The organism is Microseira wollei NIES-4236 (assembly GCF_020521235.1).
Classification (GTDB): domain Bacteria; phylum Cyanobacteriota; class Cyanobacteriia; order Cyanobacteriales; family Aerosakkonemataceae; genus Microseira; species Microseira wollei.
Window position 1 is genome coordinate 1 of sequence record NZ_BLAY01000204.1, and the last position, 16364, is coordinate 16364.

Annotated in this window: 22 protein-coding genes and 1 pseudogene; 17 read left to right on the forward strand and 6 right to left on the reverse strand. The window is 45.4% G+C overall.

Annotated features, from left to right (window positions below):
• The 9 genes and pseudogenes from MiSe_RS41120 to fdhD form a co-directional block, all read left to right on the forward strand.
• The coding region (locus tag MiSe_RS41120; protein WP_226591708.1) for a leucine-rich repeat domain-containing protein at positions 1-599 on the forward strand (599 nt) is incomplete at its 5' end.
• Positions 600-901: 302 nt separating this feature from the next.
• Positions 902-1108 carry a hypothetical protein gene (locus tag MiSe_RS41125; protein WP_226591709.1) on the forward strand — a complete coding sequence of 69 codons (207 nt, stop codon included), beginning with the start codon at positions 902-904 and terminating at the stop codon, positions 1106-1108.
• A gap of 170 nt (positions 1109-1278) precedes the next feature.
• Positions 1279-1515, forward strand: coding sequence for a DUF4058 family protein (locus tag MiSe_RS41130; RefSeq protein WP_307731638.1), 237 nt, complete (start codon positions 1279-1281; stop codon positions 1513-1515).
• A gap of 288 nt (positions 1516-1803) precedes the next feature.
• Positions 1804-1956: a DUF4058 family protein gene (locus tag MiSe_RS41135; RefSeq protein ID WP_226591710.1), complete on the forward strand. Its 153-nt coding sequence runs from the start codon at positions 1804-1806 to the stop codon at positions 1954-1956.
• A 3-nt stretch (positions 1957-1959) separates the two neighbouring features.
• Positions 1960-2049, forward strand: coding sequence for a DUF4058 family protein (locus MiSe_RS53265; protein ID WP_226591730.1), 90 nt, complete (start codon positions 1960-1962; stop codon positions 2047-2049).
• 182 nt (positions 2050-2231) lie between these two features.
• Positions 2232-2564: pseudogene (locus tag MiSe_RS41145) on the forward strand (DUF4058 family protein); the annotation flags it as partial.
• 296 nt (positions 2565-2860) lie between these two features.
• Positions 2861-3565, forward strand: a complete 705-nt coding sequence (locus MiSe_RS41150) for a hypothetical protein (protein WP_226591712.1) — start codon at positions 2861-2863, stop codon at positions 3563-3565.
• 9 nt (positions 3566-3574) lie between these two features.
• Positions 3575-4468 carry a mechanosensitive ion channel family protein gene (locus MiSe_RS41155; protein ID WP_226591713.1) on the forward strand — a complete coding sequence of 298 codons (894 nt, stop codon included), beginning with the start codon at positions 3575-3577 and terminating at the stop codon, positions 4466-4468.
• Positions 4455-5489: a formate dehydrogenase accessory sulfurtransferase FdhD gene (fdhD, locus tag MiSe_RS41160; RefSeq protein WP_226591714.1), complete on the forward strand. Its 1035-nt coding sequence runs from the start codon at positions 4455-4457 to the stop codon at positions 5487-5489. The genes MiSe_RS41155 and fdhD overlap by 14 nt, the downstream gene beginning before the upstream one ends.
• 189 nt (positions 5490-5678) lie before the next feature.
• Here the strand turns inward: fdhD and MiSe_RS41165 are convergent, their stop codons facing one another.
• Positions 5679-5912, reverse strand: a complete 234-nt coding sequence (locus MiSe_RS41165) for a hypothetical protein (RefSeq protein ID WP_226591715.1) — start codon at positions 5910-5912, stop codon at positions 5679-5681.
• Between the two features lie 71 nt (positions 5913-5983).
• Between MiSe_RS41165 and MiSe_RS41170 the strand changes: the two genes are divergently transcribed.
• Positions 5984-6625 carry a Uma2 family endonuclease gene (locus MiSe_RS41170; protein ID WP_226591716.1) on the forward strand — a complete coding sequence of 214 codons (642 nt, stop codon included), beginning with the start codon at positions 5984-5986 and terminating at the stop codon, positions 6623-6625.
• On the opposite strand, the gene MiSe_RS41175 is transcribed toward MiSe_RS41170, so the two are convergent.
• From MiSe_RS41175 to MiSe_RS41185, 3 genes are all read right to left on the reverse strand, one after another.
• Positions 6618-7133 (reverse strand): GNAT family N-acetyltransferase, encoded by a 516-nt coding sequence (locus tag MiSe_RS41175; protein WP_226591717.1) that lies wholly within the window; start codon positions 7131-7133, stop codon positions 6618-6620. The two genes, MiSe_RS41170 and MiSe_RS41175, sit on opposite strands and share 8 nt — an antisense overlap.
• 125 nt (positions 7134-7258) lie before the next feature.
• A complete protein-coding gene (locus MiSe_RS41180; protein ID WP_226591718.1) occupies positions 7259-8524 on the reverse strand; it encodes a hypothetical protein in 1266 nt (421 codons plus the stop codon).
• Between the two features lie 240 nt (positions 8525-8764).
• The gene (locus tag MiSe_RS41185) at positions 8765-10075 is read right to left on the reverse strand and encodes a hypothetical protein (RefSeq protein ID WP_226591719.1); all 1311 of its coding nucleotides are present in this window, start codon (positions 10073-10075) and stop codon (positions 8765-8767) included.
• Between the two features lie 248 nt (positions 10076-10323).
• Between MiSe_RS41185 and MiSe_RS41190 the strand changes: the two genes are divergently transcribed.
• Both MiSe_RS41190 and MiSe_RS41195 read left to right on the forward strand, forming a co-directional pair.
• The gene (locus MiSe_RS41190) at positions 10324-11817 is read left to right on the forward strand and encodes a thymidylate synthase (RefSeq protein WP_226591720.1); all 1494 of its coding nucleotides are present in this window, start codon (positions 10324-10326) and stop codon (positions 11815-11817) included.
• Between the two features lie 2 nt (positions 11818-11819).
• Positions 11820-12383: a deoxycytidylate deaminase gene (locus tag MiSe_RS41195; RefSeq protein WP_226591721.1), complete on the forward strand. Its 564-nt coding sequence runs from the start codon at positions 11820-11822 to the stop codon at positions 12381-12383.
• Between the two features lie 93 nt (positions 12384-12476).
• Here the strand turns inward: MiSe_RS41195 and MiSe_RS41200 are convergent, their stop codons facing one another.
• Together MiSe_RS41200 and MiSe_RS41205 are read right to left on the reverse strand one after the other, a co-directional pair.
• On the reverse strand, positions 12477-12842 hold the full coding sequence (locus MiSe_RS41200) for a hypothetical protein (RefSeq protein ID WP_226591722.1): 366 nt from the start codon (positions 12840-12842) through the stop codon (positions 12477-12479).
• 260 nt (positions 12843-13102) lie between these two features.
• On the reverse strand, positions 13103-13639 hold the full coding sequence (locus tag MiSe_RS41205; protein ID WP_226591723.1) for a P-loop NTPase family protein: 537 nt from the start codon (positions 13637-13639) through the stop codon (positions 13103-13105).
• 196 nt (positions 13640-13835) lie between these two features.
• Here MiSe_RS41205 and MiSe_RS41210 point away from each other — a divergent pair, with 196 nt between their 5' ends.
• The 5 genes from MiSe_RS41210 to MiSe_RS41230 all read left to right on the forward strand — a co-directional run.
• Entirely contained in the window at positions 13836-14399 is a 564-nt protein-coding gene (locus MiSe_RS41210) for an adenylate kinase (RefSeq protein WP_226591732.1), read from the forward strand.
• Between the two features lie 91 nt (positions 14400-14490).
• Positions 14491-15216 (forward strand): ribonuclease PH, encoded by a 726-nt coding sequence (rph, locus tag MiSe_RS41215; RefSeq protein ID WP_226591724.1) that lies wholly within the window; start codon positions 14491-14493, stop codon positions 15214-15216.
• 361 nt (positions 15217-15577) lie between these two features.
• Complete coding sequence (locus MiSe_RS41220; protein ID WP_226591725.1) at positions 15578-15763, forward strand: DUF4278 domain-containing protein; 186 nt, start codon at positions 15578-15580, stop codon at positions 15761-15763.
• A gap of 41 nt (positions 15764-15804) precedes the next feature.
• The gene (locus MiSe_RS41225) at positions 15805-15993 is read left to right on the forward strand and encodes a hypothetical protein (RefSeq protein ID WP_226591726.1); all 189 of its coding nucleotides are present in this window, start codon (positions 15805-15807) and stop codon (positions 15991-15993) included.
• A gap of 146 nt (positions 15994-16139) precedes the next feature.
• Positions 16140-16364: hypothetical protein (locus MiSe_RS41230; RefSeq protein ID WP_226591728.1), on the forward strand; the 225-nt coding region annotated here is incomplete at its 3' end.

The window sequence follows — 16364 nt, forward strand, 5'->3', positions numbered from 1 at the left end:
TTTCCCTCACCAATCTGACACAACTGTATCTCAGCGGCAATCAGATCGCAGATATTAGTCCCCTCTTTTCCCTCACCAATCTGACACAACTGTATCTCAGCGGCAATCAGATCGCAGATATTAGTCCCCTCTTTTCCCTCACCAATCTGACACAACTGTATCTCAGCGGCAATCAGATCGCAGATATTAGTCCACTACAATCCCTTGACCAACTAGATTCTGTATGGATTTATGGTGTTGATTTACCCAAAAAATATTTTTACCCTCAACACCAGTGGCAGGCACAATGGCTTTTGTCAGAAGAGAACGCCGAAATCAGGCGATTGCTGATTCAAACTATTGGCTACGACCGAATTTGTCAAGAATTGCAAGCCACTGAGTTAGATTCATGGCGCGAATACACTTTACTAAAAATCGATATATTTGATGACTTCGATGAGGATAACAACGAATATCCAACTTATCTTTTAAAAATGACATGCCCCAGCACCGGACATATCCACGCCTTGCGCGTCCCACCTGATATGAAATCGGCACGGGAGGCAATTCGCTGGGTGAATTGGGGCATCGACCCAGAAGAATTTGCAGTGCAGACTTGAAAAATAACTTTAGCTATCAGTTTTTCCCGATACTTCCTCGCTTGGGAGTATCGGGAAAAATAGCGATCGCAAACACCTTACTCAGTAGCTTTCCCTCTGTTATAGCGGATTGCTTTCTGAGTGAGGTACAGCCTTCAGGCGCCTTTTGTCAAGCGCGCTGCCATTTTTGCTGCCCGCACACTGCTGCCAAGGTGTACCTCATACGAGTGCAATCCGCTGTAATTGCAACCCTCAAAGGCGGGCAAGATGCCCACCCCACAAGAAATATGGTCGAAATCTAATGCCTGTGAAATGATCGGAAGATGGCTAAACGCAAGGATCAGAGAGAATTTAGGGTTTACGTGCCTGATGAAGTCTACAGGCTACTGCAAAGCATTGCGGCTATTCGAGATAGTTCGGTCAATGCTGCGGTGAATGAGGCGATCGAGTTCTGGCTAGCTGACGAAAAGCAGCAGAAGACAATAGAAAGACACCGTTTGAACGATCTAGACGAACCTGAATCAACCTAGAAGAATTTTTATCCAAACAGGAAATTATAGCGTTCGCTCTACTCGTGCGGTCGGCATATTGCCCTACTCGTGCGGTCGGCATATTGCCCCAAGCGCAGCACAGAGCAGTTCACAATCGTTTGGTATGCAAAAGAAAAATTATCCCAGACTTGGATCGATGAGGTAAAAAGATGCCTTCTCCATTTCCCGGAATCAACCCCTATTTAGAACATGCCGATTTTTGGTCAGAAGTTGATCGTCGGTTAATTACCGCGATCGCAGACGCGATCGCCCCCTTCCTGGATCCCAAATATTACGCTGCGATTGAAAAGCGTACTTATCTCAGCGAGATCGAAGATAGCGTTTTAGTAGGAATACCCGATCTGGCAGTTTACCAAAAAATTGGGTTGTTAGCCCCGTCCTTCTAGGACGGCTTTATTTTGTGCTAAAATTTCTTTGTGGTCAGGGTAATCAACCACATTAAACACCCAGTACTCGAAGGAGTAGCGCACCTTGAAAACTGAACATATGGCGTTCTGTTGGGAAAAGCACCAACAGGTAAAATGTTCATGCAACAAGTACCAGAAAAACTAGAATTTAAGTTTTGAACTGTACGGTAGGGCATACCGAAACAGACTTCTGTAATGGAGTGAAAGCTTGCAAAGAGAACCATCTCTGGCATAATTTGGGCAACTAGATTGTGGTAAGTGGACTCGTTGAACCAAGAATCCCCAAGGCTGTACGCCGGGGAGTGTCAAACCAAGCAATCGCCAACCAACCAAACCGGATCGACAGTTGCGCTTGCTACTCAAACCGCAGCCATTTCCGTCACAGTACCAATACCCGAAGCAGTCCGAGAAAGCTATTGAGAAATTAGAGAAGTAGGAACGGGTACGGTTGTGACCGTTGGAGAAATTATACCCCCTAAAAATAAACGCGCTGGTGAGGGAAGGGAAGCATAGAAACGCCAGCGACAGCAAGTATTAGGACGCCCCACTCACTTGCCGGACTTACGCAAAGAAACCAGGTTTCTACGAGAAATCGTTGGTTTGGCAACCATAGATTGACTCTGAAACCTGATTTCTGGCAACGCCCTTGCGTAAGTGCTGACTTGGTAGAAATTGACTGACCCAGAAGTGGGCAACTCATGAGAATTTTAGGCGAAATCCAGTCAAATTATCGCATTTTAATCAGTCGAGGCGAATCTCCTTCGGAGACGCTTCGCGAACGCCGTCCAAGAGCTTATTTGTACGCCTTTAGCCTGCGGGATGCAATTCCCTCATTTTCTTTACCCTTCCAGTCAGGTGAAAGCGAACCAATGGTGGAATTGCAAAGCTTATTAAACGGCGTGTACGAACGGGCAGGCTACGATCTAAGGTTAGATTACACTCAAGAACCCGTGCCAAAACTCAAACCAGAGGATGCAACTTGGGTCCATGAGTTGTTGAAAGCGAAACGACTTCGCAATGCTGGCTAGGTGACTGAATACTTGGTTGCAGCTGCAGCAGTCGTCAACCCTGCGATATATATAGTTTTAGCAGGCGCGTTGGCTTTGCATGCTTTTGGTATCTCGCCTCTATTTCTGCGATCGCTTTAATTCTATTACCCCATGTTTTTTCAACCAATTCAAATCTCACCGCGAGCAAAAATAGCCTGTTGGTAGGCATTCGGTATCTCGCAGTATAGACCTTGCCATCGCATCCCTGTTATTTGACGTCATCTGATAATTATGATACAATATTTTAGAGGAAAAAAAATATTAGATTGATTAAAGTGGACATTCTAATAACTGTTGCTGAAGTCTTCTTGTTGATGGGTGCCTTTTTTCTGCTGAACTGGCTGGTTGGAATCGCCATCAAGCAGATGACCAAAGTTTCTTGGGTCAGGGGAAAAACCGAGAAAATTGCCACCTGGCGTCGGAATATCAGCAGACTTTTGATGTTTACCTGTGGGGCGCTATGTATTTTGGTAGTCGGCGTCAATGGGATGGTAATTTATCAACGCCAAAGCGTTCAAGAATTCCAACTGAACTTACTTTACAGCATACCGCCTCAATTTTGGCTAACGGTAGCTACGGCTATCCTACAAACTATTATCCTACTGGTGCTGGTTAAGATCAGCTTACCAGTTTTGCACCGAGGGGTGGATTGGGCTTGCGAACGCGCCCAGAATTTTGACGATATCCCAGAGAACGATCAAAGCATTGGGTTTGTTTTTAGCTGGCTCAAAAATTTCCTCACCAATAGTATTTGGCTCTTAAGTTTTACCTTATGCAGCCAATTTATTCAACTGCCTGCTCTCGCTACCAATTCTTTGTTAATTGGCTTAAAAATATATATCACTATCTCAATAGGTTTACTTTTTGTCAAATCAATAGATGTGGTAATTGACACCCTGGATGCCATCAGTATCAAAAACTCAAGTAACCAAAAACTGCTGGAATTTTACCAGCGTTTCCACCATTTGGTTCCCATGTAAAAAAAATATATGGAGTACGTCATCTATCTTCAAATGGCGGATTTCATTGTGGGGGAATTTAATTGGCTCGCTAGGATGGCAGAGTACATTCCCAAAATTATTAATATTCTCACTATTTTATTACTCAGCGCAATTGTGATAGAAATTGCTAACTACCTGCTTGAAGATTTAATTTTAAGGGATGAAAAATTAACTGAATTACAAAAACAGAGGCGGATGACAATCATCCCCTTAATTAAAAGTATACTGAAATATCTGATTTACTTTAGTGCGGGGATTTTAAGCCTCAATGTTATTAACATCGACCCCGGGCCGATCTTAGCGGGGGCAGGTATCGTGGGTATAGCGATTGGGCTGGGGGCGCAGAACCTAATCAATGATATAGTTTGTGGATTTTTTATCTTGTTTGACAATTATTATTTAGTGGGTGACTATATCGAAGTGAATACTGCCTCTGGATTTGTCGAAGCCATTGACCTCAGAAGCACTCGCATCCGCAATATGAACGGTCAAGTACACATTATCCGGAATGGAGAAATTAAAGATATAATCAACTACTCTAAACAGTATATCTATGCAGTGGTGGAAGTGAGTGTGTCCTATGAATGCAACCTCGATCACCTGTACCAGGTTCTAGAAGAAGCGGGAAAGCAGTTAAAGGAAAATTACCCAGAGATACTAGAACCAATGCAGGTGGATGGGATAGAAAAATTCGGGGAGTCTGACTTGTTAATTCGCACGGTTACAAAAGTAAAACCCGGAAGCCATACCCGAATTCAAAGAATCACTCGTAAAATAATTAAAGATACGCTTGACCGAGAAGGGATTGAAATTTCCTCCGGGGATCAGGTGATGATTCTTAAGCAAGACTCTTTCAACCTCTCAAACATTGGACAGTCCTAAAACCAAAGTCAAAGTCTGGGTAGTCGAAAATGGCAAGGTACGTCCTCGCTCAGATTATCTTGCCACAGAAGAACCCCTAGAAATCCGTCTCGTTGCTGCTGGGATACGCCGCACCATAGCAATTACCATGCGAACACCAGGAAATGATTTTGAACTGGTCGCCGGATTTCTTTACAGCGAAGGTGCGATTAACAAACGCGAGGATATCCGCCGCATTACCCATTGTGTAGATAATGGGACAGGCAAGATGCCTATCCCACAAACACAATCTTTCTCTGGTGGGGTGGGGGAGACAGGCAAGATGCCTATCCCACAAACACAATCTTTCTCTGGTGGGGTGGGGGAGACAGGCAAGATGCCTATCCCACAAACACAATCTTTCTCTGGTGGGGTGGGCGTCTCGCCCGCCCAGTCTATCAAAGCAAAATTTGCGGATAACATCGTCAACGTAGAACTCGCCGCCGACGAACTTCCAGATTTGGCAACTTTAGAACGTCATTTTTATACAACCAGCGCCTGTGGCGTGTGCGGAAAAACGAGTTTAGAAGCATTGCGGCGGCGAGGTTTTCCACCGATTCAAACTCAAATCAAAGTATCGCCAGAACTAATTTACAGTCTCCCCGAAAAACTGAGATCCGCTCAAGGTATTTTTACAATCACGGGTGGATTGCACGCCGCTGCATTATTCAATTCGGACGGGGAATTATTAGCAGTGCGAGAAGATGTCGGGCGGCACAATGCGTTAGATAAACTCATAGGATGGGCGTTACTTAGTAGCCAATTACCGCTAAATAATCATATTGTCATGGTCAGCGGCAGGTCGAGTTTTGAAATTATGCAAAAATGCCTCGCTGCTGGCGTCCCAATTGTTTGTGCGGTGTCAGCACCCAGTAGTTTAGCAGTATCTTTAGCGCAAGAATTTGGCATAACTTTAATTGGGTTTTTGCGGGGGGAAAGATTTAACGTGTATGCGGGAGTGGAGAGGATTGGAGGTGCGATCGATCGCCCGCCTGGGGTTTAAACCCCAGGCTAATAGCTAAAGTCCTCTGAAAGAGGACTGGAAAACAATAAAAATTTCAGTCCACTTAAGTGGACTGGCGCTATAGCTGTGGAAATTTATTTCCTGGCGGGTATTGAAACAGGTGCGTTGCGTTAATAGGCTCTTGCTTAGTAATATGATGTCCGTTGAATTGCCCATAATAAAAAAACCTCACCTCGTCGTTGCGTAGGGACACGGCATCATAGATATCTCGGACAAACAGATAACGTTAATCGTGCCGTGTCCCGGCCCATAATAAAAAAACCTCACCTCGTCGTTGCGTAGGGACACGGCATCTGACGATATCTCGGACAAACAGATAACGTTAATCGTGCCGTGTCCCGGCTTCTGATTATGGGTAATCGACCGGACATGATATAACCGAGAAAAAGAGTGCGATCGCACTACATTGCCCGTGCCATCGCATAATTTTTTAAAGCGCTATCTTAGTATTATATCCCACTCCCCTCCTGCTTATGACTACTATCACCCTAGTTGCCAAACCTGTTAGTCAAATCAAGCTAGATCCTGGTAGCGTTATCACTATTACAAACGTAACCTGGCAGGAATTTGAGACAATTTTACAGGAATTGGGAGAACATCGAGCTTCCAGAGTTGCTTACAGCAAGGAGAATTTACAAATAATGCTTCCCCTACCCGAACACGAAAAGCCGAAAGAGGTAATCTCCGATATTGTCAAAACCCTGCTAAAGGCAGCAGGCAGAAGATACGAATCTTTTGGTTCAACTACTTTTAAACGGCAAGGTGCAGCAGGAGTTGAACCTGATGCTTGTTTTTATATCCAAAATTATCAACGCATGATTAGTCGTCGGCGACTTCAAGCAGACGATCCACCCCCCGATTTAGCAATCGAAACCGATGTCACTTCTAAAACTACTCTCGATGCATATGAAATTATTGGAGTTCCAGAATTATGGGTATACGACAGCGGCAGATTTACTATCTATTTACTCAGAGATGGAAAGTATGTAAAATCCGATACTAGCCCAAATTTTCCGGGGATAGCGATCGCGCAAATCATCCCCAATATTGTAGAACGTGCGTGGCAAGTGGGAAGTTTCCAAGCATTAGAAGAATTTGAAGCGACAATCAAATAACACTCGTATCTTTCCACCCATAAGCAACTTCATCGAGTTGAACGCCGCCGATGGCAATTTGCTGTTCATATACCTTTTCGCCACCCATTGCTTGATAAAACTTGCACGCCGGATTTTCTGTTAAAACCCATACCAGCATCGAATGAATCTCTAGCATCGCCAGTCTCTCTACAACTGCCAAAGTCAAGCGGCGTCCTATTCCCCTACCTTGATAAGCTTCTAATATGTAAATTGCCATCAATTCTCCCTGGTAAATTGCATTACCCGTGCGCTCTTTTCCGCCACAGGCAAAACCGATAATTTCTCCCGACTCATCAATAGCAACATAGACAAACCCATCGCCGTTTTGCAGAATTTGAACCCAACCTTTCTCTCGCTTTTCATAAGATAAATTAGCCAGGTAATCTTCTGGGATAATGCCGCGATAAGTGGTGCGCCAAGTATTTACGTGAACTCTAGCGATCGCACCAACATCACCGATACTAGCTTCTCGTACAATTACCATCATAAAAAGGACTGGAAAAAAACAAACAGACTCAGTCCACTTTAGTGGACTTGCGCTATAGCTGTGGAAATTTATTTCCTGGCGGGTATTGAAACAGGCGCGCTATCTTTAGCCCTATAAAAGCGTTATTAGTTACGAACTCCATCATTATCGATGGCGCTGTAACCTTCACTACTCATCAATCCTAACCAAGGATCGGAATTAGGGGTTAAAAACAGTTCCGCGTAAACTTTTTCATTCAAAGCACTGACATTATTAATTGTTTCATTTCCCTCGCTAAACCATTGATGAATTTGACTGTGCAACATATATTCATTTCTGACCGTATCTAATGCGATCGCACTCTCAAAATTGCTCACCACCCGCTGCAAATTCTCGGCATTTCCGTTAGGAAAGCGTTTCGCACCAATCAAAGCAATGCTGTTTCGATCTAACTTCCCATCGCTGGCGTACAATTGAGCAATTCGCTGCCAGGTTGCTTCATCCGTAATTTCTCGTAGAGCAGTTTGATTTCTAGTAGCCGGAGATACATTTGACAGCATTGGCCCTTCCACCCGCATTTTACCTACCGCGATTGTTCCCGCGATCGCAGCGCTAGGAGGTTCGTTAGCATCGATAGGCATTCCCACCAATCGGGGAGGATTTTGAATTCCCAATTTGGCTAAATCTGCCCTCCATTGACGCTGAATTGAAGCGAGACGTTGACGGTGATAGTCGCGCAGGAAGCTTTCTTTTGCAGCACCTTGGAGTTGAGTGTATGCTTTAACTGCTTGTTCGCCCTCACTTAACTGGCGCAAGAAAGCTTGCGGGCCATATAATCCGGGAATGGCATCAATCGGACGACCGGAACTGTCTAATATGTAGTGGATGCTATTGCCGGTGAGGGTGCGTTCTAATTTGCGTCCGTCGCCAAAATCCACTGTAACTTTCGGCACATCGCGCACAGATTCCCAGTGTAAGATATAGCGATCGCGCAAGAATTTCGCAATTTCTGCATTGGGATACAAAGCGACGCGGAAAAAGCGGCTATTGGCACAACTTAAATCTTGGTCGAGTCTTCCCAACAAACGCAACGATAGAATGGGTTTATTAGTTGCACTCGCTGCGGCTTTAGCTTGTGCCAAATCGGTGTACCAATAAAGTTTAGAAGCATAACAATCCCTTTGCTGGCAAAGTGCATCTAACGCCTGGCGCATTTCCGGTGAAGGGTTATTCAGAGAATCGCGATGGGTATTGAGAAATATTTCTAACCCGCGCGGTCCCTGAGTGCGAAGTTGGGCGACTTGTTGGGCGAGTTGCGAGGGATCGGAAACTGTTTCACTATAAGCTGTTGGCACAAAACCCACGCTGATAACTGTGACGGTTATTGCAGTTTGAATCAGGTTCAATTTCATCTTTTTATTCCTCCCAACCAGCCCGTATCAATTATATCCTACCCAATTGATTCGACATCTCCAAAAACTCTTGTGGGGTAGGCATCCTGCCTGCCTTTGACTTTCCTTTAGATAGAGAGCTATTCGACATTGTATATTTTAATTTTTGTAGGGGCGGGTTTTACCAATCAGTCTATGTAACCACGAGATATGAAAGTTAAACTCGCCCCGGCTTTAATTTTTCTCCTGTCCCTCTGCATTTCAAGGTCCATCTACAGGCGTTGGTCTAGTAATTTCCACCTCCTCAAACGTCCCAGTTTCCGGCACAGAAATATCTATAAATTGCACTCCTTCTGGCACTTTGATGGCCACAGAAGCATCCACCGACTCCCCTTTCGGAATACGATTAAGAGCAATAGAAGCCGTAGAACTAGCTACGGGAACCGATTTATAAATTGTATTGCTGACATAATTGCGTGCAGTTATTTCTGGGATATTGATAATATCCCTCCTCCCCACTTCATCTGCGAGGCGACGCACCCGCATTTGCACTGTTACCAAGTCCCGCTTACCAGTTTGGGGATTTTCCATCCGTTGAACTGATACTAAATCCACCTGTGCCTTATTACCAAAAGCTTTCTTTGCTGATTTACTCACCGGGGCATTTTGTTCTCGAATATCCTCGCGTTTATCACCTTTATTATTTGGTTTGGGCGACGAAGAATCAAGCGGTTGAATCACCCCTTCTGGCGCTATCGTCGTAGTTTTAGGCGATGGAAAAACAGGCGTAGTCGTACCAGGAATTGGAATCGTTTCTTGAATTGCAGGCGATTTACCAAAGGGACTAATAGAGGGATTTACCGTCGGAGTTGGCAGCGAATTTGCCCCCGTCTTTGGTGTAGGTGTTGCGAGAGGGGGAGTTAATTGCAAAGCAGGTTCCCCATCGCCAACGAGTACGTTTTTAAACGTGCCTGTATTTTCCAAAAAAACATCAATCAAAGTGATGCCGCGCGGTACTTTTAACACCACATAACCATCTAAAGATTGCCCCTGACGCAGGGTGAATAAAGCAATTGGTCCTGACGAACGGTTTTCAGGGTTAACTGATTTGTACGTTTCGTTAGTGACCGGATTGCGCGCTGTTGTTGCGCCAATATTGATCGTGTCGCGAGTTGCGACCTGATCTGCAACTCGATTGACGCGAAATTCCACAGTCACTTCGTCCGGCATTTCTGGAATTCGCTTCACCGAAAGTAATTCGACTTGCGCCTTATTCCCTAAAGCTGACTGGACGTATGGGTTAGATGACGGCGGGATACTCGTTGTAGGAGATGGGGAAACATTGGTTGCAGGAGATGGAGTTACAGTGGTACTTTTTCTGTTGGCAGAAAGGTTAAATGGAAGCTTAACCTGTCCCAGGTTCATCCCTTGATAAAGTAGAAATCCGCCCGCACCCAAAAGCAGCATCGTCGCCGCGCCAGCCAAAAAGCCGTTCAAATTTTTGCCGCGCTGGGGTTTTGGTATCCCCGCTACAGTTTGATCGAACTGTTGCTGTTGATTTGGCGTTTTCATGACTTACTCCGATTTTTACTCAACGCCCCTTGTTGCCCTATTGTGTCAGACTATGGCGCCTGGTGACATCCTCATCGGAAATAATTTGATTGACAAAGAAGACGCGGTGAGTGGGAGACGCGGCGACGCGGAGAGAGGAAGACATCGTATAAATTTCCCGATTGGGTTCGCCCTCGTGTTACTATAGCGATTCTGTTTGGAAAATTGTAGAATCCCCTGCCCCTACAGTCTGAAATTTATTTTTCCCTATGACTGCAACAGAACCAGTAACCCAATTCCAGTACAAACCCCACTATAAACCCAACCAACTAATTTGCGGCATGGGACAAACCGCAGTAGTGACGGGGTGGAGTGTCAAGACAGATGTCGCTAAACAATTGCACTCCCACGAGTATGCTGTAATCGGGCAACTCTACTCCCCAACCAGAGGAATTAGCTTCCTGATTAGAAATTTACTAGCCAATCCCCACGTCCGCTTTTTAGTCATTATCAATGCCACCAAAGAAGACCGCAATGCAGGCGGTTGCCAATGTTTGTTAGACTTCTTCCGCAATGGATTTGTTCCTGGAGTTAGCGATACTGGTCGAGATTGCTGGACGATTCAATCTAAAATTACCGGATACATCGATATTGAAATATCCGCCTCTGCCTTAGAAACATTGCGCCAATCAATCGAAGTTAAGGTATCTTCATCGATTGCCGATGCCATCAATGTAGTTAAATCTTACGCGCAACGAGGCAGTGTCGAACCTTGGGGAAACCCCTTAGAATTTCCCCTATCTGAAGTCGTTCCCACCGTCCTCCCCGGCACCCGCTACGGACACAGAATTGAAGGCCAAACCATCGCCGAAACTTGGGTCAAAATTATTCATCGCATCAAGACAACCGGAACAATTCGCCCCACAGGTTATGATGGGCAATGGCAAGAGTTAATCGACCTAATGGCAGTGGTAACCGATGAGCCAACAGGGTTTTATTTTCCCGAGCCAAATTACTTACCAATTGACCGCAATTTCTTAGAAGAATATATCTCCCAAATCTTAGATGACTCTCCCTACCGAGAAGGGGTAAAATATACATACGGACAACGCTTGCGTTCCTGGTTCGGACGCGACCAAATCGAACAAACCATCCAAAAATTAATCGGCGAAATCGACGCCGCCAGTGCGGTTATGTCCCTGTGGGATGTGAAAGACCACGAAAAAGGTGGCAGTCCTTGTTTAAATCATATTTGGGTGAGAGTTGTAGAAAACGAACTATCTTTAACCGCCACACTCCGCAGTAATGATATGTTCGCCGCTTGGCCTGCAAATGCAATGGGTTTGCGAGCATTACAGCAACATATTCGAGATCAAATACAAGCTCGTTCCGATTATAATTTGCAGCTGGGGCCCCTGATTACAATCAGTCAGTCGGCGCATATTTACTCAGATTGTTGGGAAAATGCAGATAGACTGATTCAGCAACAGTATTCAGCAATTTGTCAAAAAATAAATTATTACGATCCAGCCGGAAACTTTTTAATTGAAATAGCAGAATCTAAAATAGTCGTTACCCAAACAACACCCGGAAGCGGAGAAATAGTAGCTTGTTACTCTGGAAAAGACCCGTTAAAGTTAATCAGAGAAATATGCTCTGCTTCTCCCGCCCTACGCCCAGATCACTCCGGTTATATAGGAATGGAACTACAAAAAGCAGCCGATTGTCTTAGAACGGGAAAGCCATACATTCAGGATCGATAAAAATGTCTGAATTTACTAGACCAACTTGGGAAGAATACTTTATAATGTTAGCAAAACTGGCGGCAACTCGTTCTACTTGCCTTGCCTTTCCAGTCGGGGCAGTTATTGTGAAAAATAAGCAGGTTTTGGCGACGGGGTATAACGGTTCGCCATCGGGTTCTGCTCATTGTACGGCTCAAGGTTTCTGCTATCCTGGATTGAGTAGTTGCGATGCTAGCAAGGCGATGCCTTCCCGTGCAGTTCACGCCGAAGCGAATGCGATCGCCCAAGCTGCCAAACACGGAATTTCCACCGAAGGTGCGAGTATTTACGTCACCCTAGAACCCTGTCTTTCTTGCTTAAAATTGATCGTTTCCGCCGGAATTCGCGAAGTTTTTTACGAAACCGCTTTTAATAGCGGCAACAACGCAATTGTGAGAGATTCTTTTGCGAATGAAGGTTTAGTCACCTTCAAACAAATTCAATTATCTGAAGAAATCGCCAAAAAAGCCGCTTTATTCTTATTAAGTCCTACCTCTGTTGCTAGATCCGAAGCCGCAGCAACTTTAGAAAGTAGGTTGGGTTGAAAGATAGTGATATCGCGTCCCTGCGTATCGGACTCGTATGGTTAATGTTGTTGTAGGGGCGGGTTTTACCAGATATCTTTGATTGGAAGCGAATTATATTGATAAACCCGCCCCCCGCGCCATGCTTACGCAAAGAAACCGGGTTTCTACAAAAAATCGTTGGGAAAGGAAACGAGAGATCAACCAAGAAATCAGGTTTCTGGCCTCGTCGCGCGTAATATCATGTCCGTTGAATTGCCCATAATAAAAAAACCTCACGGAGTCGTTGCGTAGGGACACGGCATCTGACGATATCTCGGACAAACAGATAACATTGATCGTGCCGTGTCCCGGCTGATGATTATGGGTATTCAACCGGACATGATATAAGTCCTGGATATGAAACCCGACGTGCCTATCTAGGATTGTATCGGCATTGTATACGGGCGGGGCGGGTTTATATACATTGTCTGTTGCCATCAACAATTGTCTGTAAAACCCGCCCCTACAAATCCTTATAGCGGATTGTGACTTAATAGAACACACTGGATTTTTCGCAACTTAATAGCCCGTGTAGACGGGCTTCGTTTGTATAGCGGCACCCTTAAGGGTGCCGCTATACAAACGAAGCCCATAAGGGCTGTATTCCAGCAAGTTGCTTTCCCGCTATAAAATATATGCAACCGACGCTTTAGGGTATGAAAGCCGGAAATAAATTTCCGCGCGATTTCCACCCTTGACTAAGGACAATGACTGCGGCGAATTTGTGTAATTTGATCGGCTAAATCCACAATCGCTTGCGGCATTTCTGGGCCGGTTAAAATAACATCTACATGAGGAGGGCGCTGTTCTAGAAATGCCAGCACTTCATCTTCTGGAATTAAGCCAAGGTTAATCGCCAAACTTAATTCATCCAGAACAACAAGAGAATATTTGCCTTGATAAACCACTTGCTGGGTATACTGCCACAATTGCTGTAGCGATCGCATTTCCGCTTCATCCAACTGCGGCGTGTCGATGCAGCGAGGCAAGTCGCAGCGAATCCAATCTAACTGCTGCACCAGTTTAACGGGACGATCTTGACCTTGACGAATACCCCCTTTGAGAAACTGAACCACTAAGACAGGGGTGCCTTGACTCGCAATTACAAGTGCTTGCGCCATTACGTTGGTAAAGAAGCTGCGGTGGGAAGATGTAAATACTTGTAAGAGTCCTTCAACGGTATGGGGAAAGCGATGCTCAGAACTAAGAGTCGAGGTTTCTAACTGGGCTACCATAAGTCAATCAGGGGTTACGAGCCAATCAAGTTGGTCTAACGATATCTAGCGTATTTTTACCGACGCCTCCCTAGTAGAACACCACATATATGCTGAAGTCAATAGCTGCCTCATCTGCCTGTCGGCGATAGCTTTCTAGAATTTGATGGTAAGCTTAAGTCGATTCTCGATTCCACTATCGTTGGGAGTAGGTGTGGTGAGACTGGTGATTTTGGGAGGTGCAGGTGCAGGCAAGGGAACCCAGGCAAGGCAGCTATCAACCCACCTGAATGTCCCTTGCATTGCCACGGGAGATATATTGCGAACGGCGATCGCAGCGGGGACGCCTCTCGGTTGTCAAGCGCAACCCTATGTGGAGAAGGGCGAATTAGTACCCGACGAAATGATGATAGAATTCATGCGCCAGCGATTGCTATTGCCCGATGTGACCAACGGTTGGGTACTCGATGGCTATCCCCGGACTGCCTTCCAAGCGGAAGAGTTAGATTTTCTGTTGGAAGAATTACAACAGCACCTAGACTGGGCAATTTGGTTGCATGTGCCAGAAACAGTGTTGATGAGTCGATCTTTACAGCGATCGCGCGAAGATGACCAACCAGAAATCGTCTCCCGTCGCATCGAACTATTCAAACAGCGCACTATCCCCATTTTTGAGTACTACGAATATCGCCAGCGACTGATAACCATCAACGGCAACCAATCTCCAGATCGAGTCCAGCAAGATATCCTACAAAAACTTGGCCAGACAAAGAGTCATTGATCGTGCGTCGTTTTATGGTAATGGTTAATCGGTAATCCCTCGTACTAAAAAACAATCACCAATTACCAATTACCAATTACCAATAACTAATATGTGGCAGCGTCCTGATGGCAGACAACCCAACCAAATGCGTCCGATCCGGTTTGAACGCGGGTTTACCCGCTTTGCCGACGGTTCGGTTTTAACTTGTTGCGGCGATACCCAAGTCCTTTGTACCGTTACTCTGCAAGAGGGGGTTCCCAAGTTTTTGGTAGGGACGGGGAAAGGTTGGCTAACCGCCGAGTACCGAATGCTGCCAACCGCTACTCATCCCCGCCAACCAAGAGAATTGTTGCAGTTATCCGGACGCACCCAGGAAATTCAGCGATTGATCGGACGCAGCTTGCGATCTTGTATAGATTTTCAGGCGCTGGGGGAATGCACGATCCTTGTCGATGCAGATGTTTTGCAGGCAGATGCGGGTACTCGCACGACGGCAATTACCGGCGGGTATGTGGCGCTTGCCGACGCAATGGAAAAATTGGTAAAAGAGGGGAAATTGGAGCGATCGCCTCTAATTCACCAAGTCGCCGCCGCCTCGGTAGGACTTTTGCAGGGTGAGCCATTTTTAGATTTAAACTACCCCGAAGATGTCGCCGCCTCGGTCGATTTCAACATCGTCATGAACGAAAATCTCGGTATTATTGAAGTTCAAGCCACCGCCGAAGAAGGCAGTTTCACTCGCACCCAGATGAATGGAATTTTGGATTTAGCAGAACAAGGCATTCAGCAATTGCTAGCAGCTCAGCGAAAATCTCTAAGCACTTATAACACTTAAACGGTTCTCTAGCCGTTTTAGCAACAAAGTTTTACAATAATAGGAGGAGTACTTCCTCCTCAACAGCCAGATTTCTCAGATACTTAACTAACTTACTGCGCCCCTGCACTGGAAAATATCCCCCGACCTGGATTTTAGTTTGCTTAATTTTTAGTTATAAAAATTCATAAATTAGCTTTAATTGCAGTTGCTTTATCAGTGATTTAAATCCGGTTAGCGAGTAACCGCGATCGCATCCACAGGTTGAATCAAATCGCTAGTTTTTGGTGCAAATATCACATATTTTCAGTATTTTGATCGCTTTTGTAATTAAAGAAAACTAGCAATATTGAATATGTAAGCCAAACGTGGAACAACCACTATGAAACTTTCTTATCGCGGGGTCAACTACGAATTAAATCCTACTTTTATCGAAGTAACAGAAAGGGAAAATTTCGGCAAATATCGCGGCTTGCCTATAAGAACTGCATCCCATCCTAGAGAACACCTACCCCAATCAATTCTGAAATTAACCTATCGGGGTAATAACTATATTGGACTGTACTAAACCAACTTTTAGAACCACAACAATTTTGCAGAGACAAAACAATGCAACTGATTTATCGCGGTCATATTTACGATTGCACGCAATCCGAACCTCAGCCTTATGTGAAACCTCGCGCTTTAAACTGGCGGTATCGCTTACCGGGGGAAAGTTATGAAGTAGGGATAGCATCCCAACCCTACGTCAAACCTCGCGCCTTAAATTGGCGATATCAAAACCTTGAAACGATCTAATTACTCAAGTTGCTAGTTATAAAACCGATCCCCCCAAACCCCCCTTACCAAGGGGGGCCCAAGAGAGCTTTTAACACTGTTCCGAATTAGAAGTAGGGGCACGGCGGGCGAGATATCTGCCAAAAACCGATCACCTTAATATTGCCGTGCCCCTACGCCAAGGGGCACGGCGGGCGAGATATCTGCCAAAAACAGATAACCTTAATATTGCCGTGCCCCTACGCCAAGGGGCACGGCGGACGAAATATCTGCCAAAAACAGATAACCTTAATATTGCCGTGCCCCTACGCCAAGGGGCACGGCGGGCGAGATATCTGCCAAAAACAGATAACCTTAATATTGCCGTGCCCCTACGCCAAGGGGCACGGCGG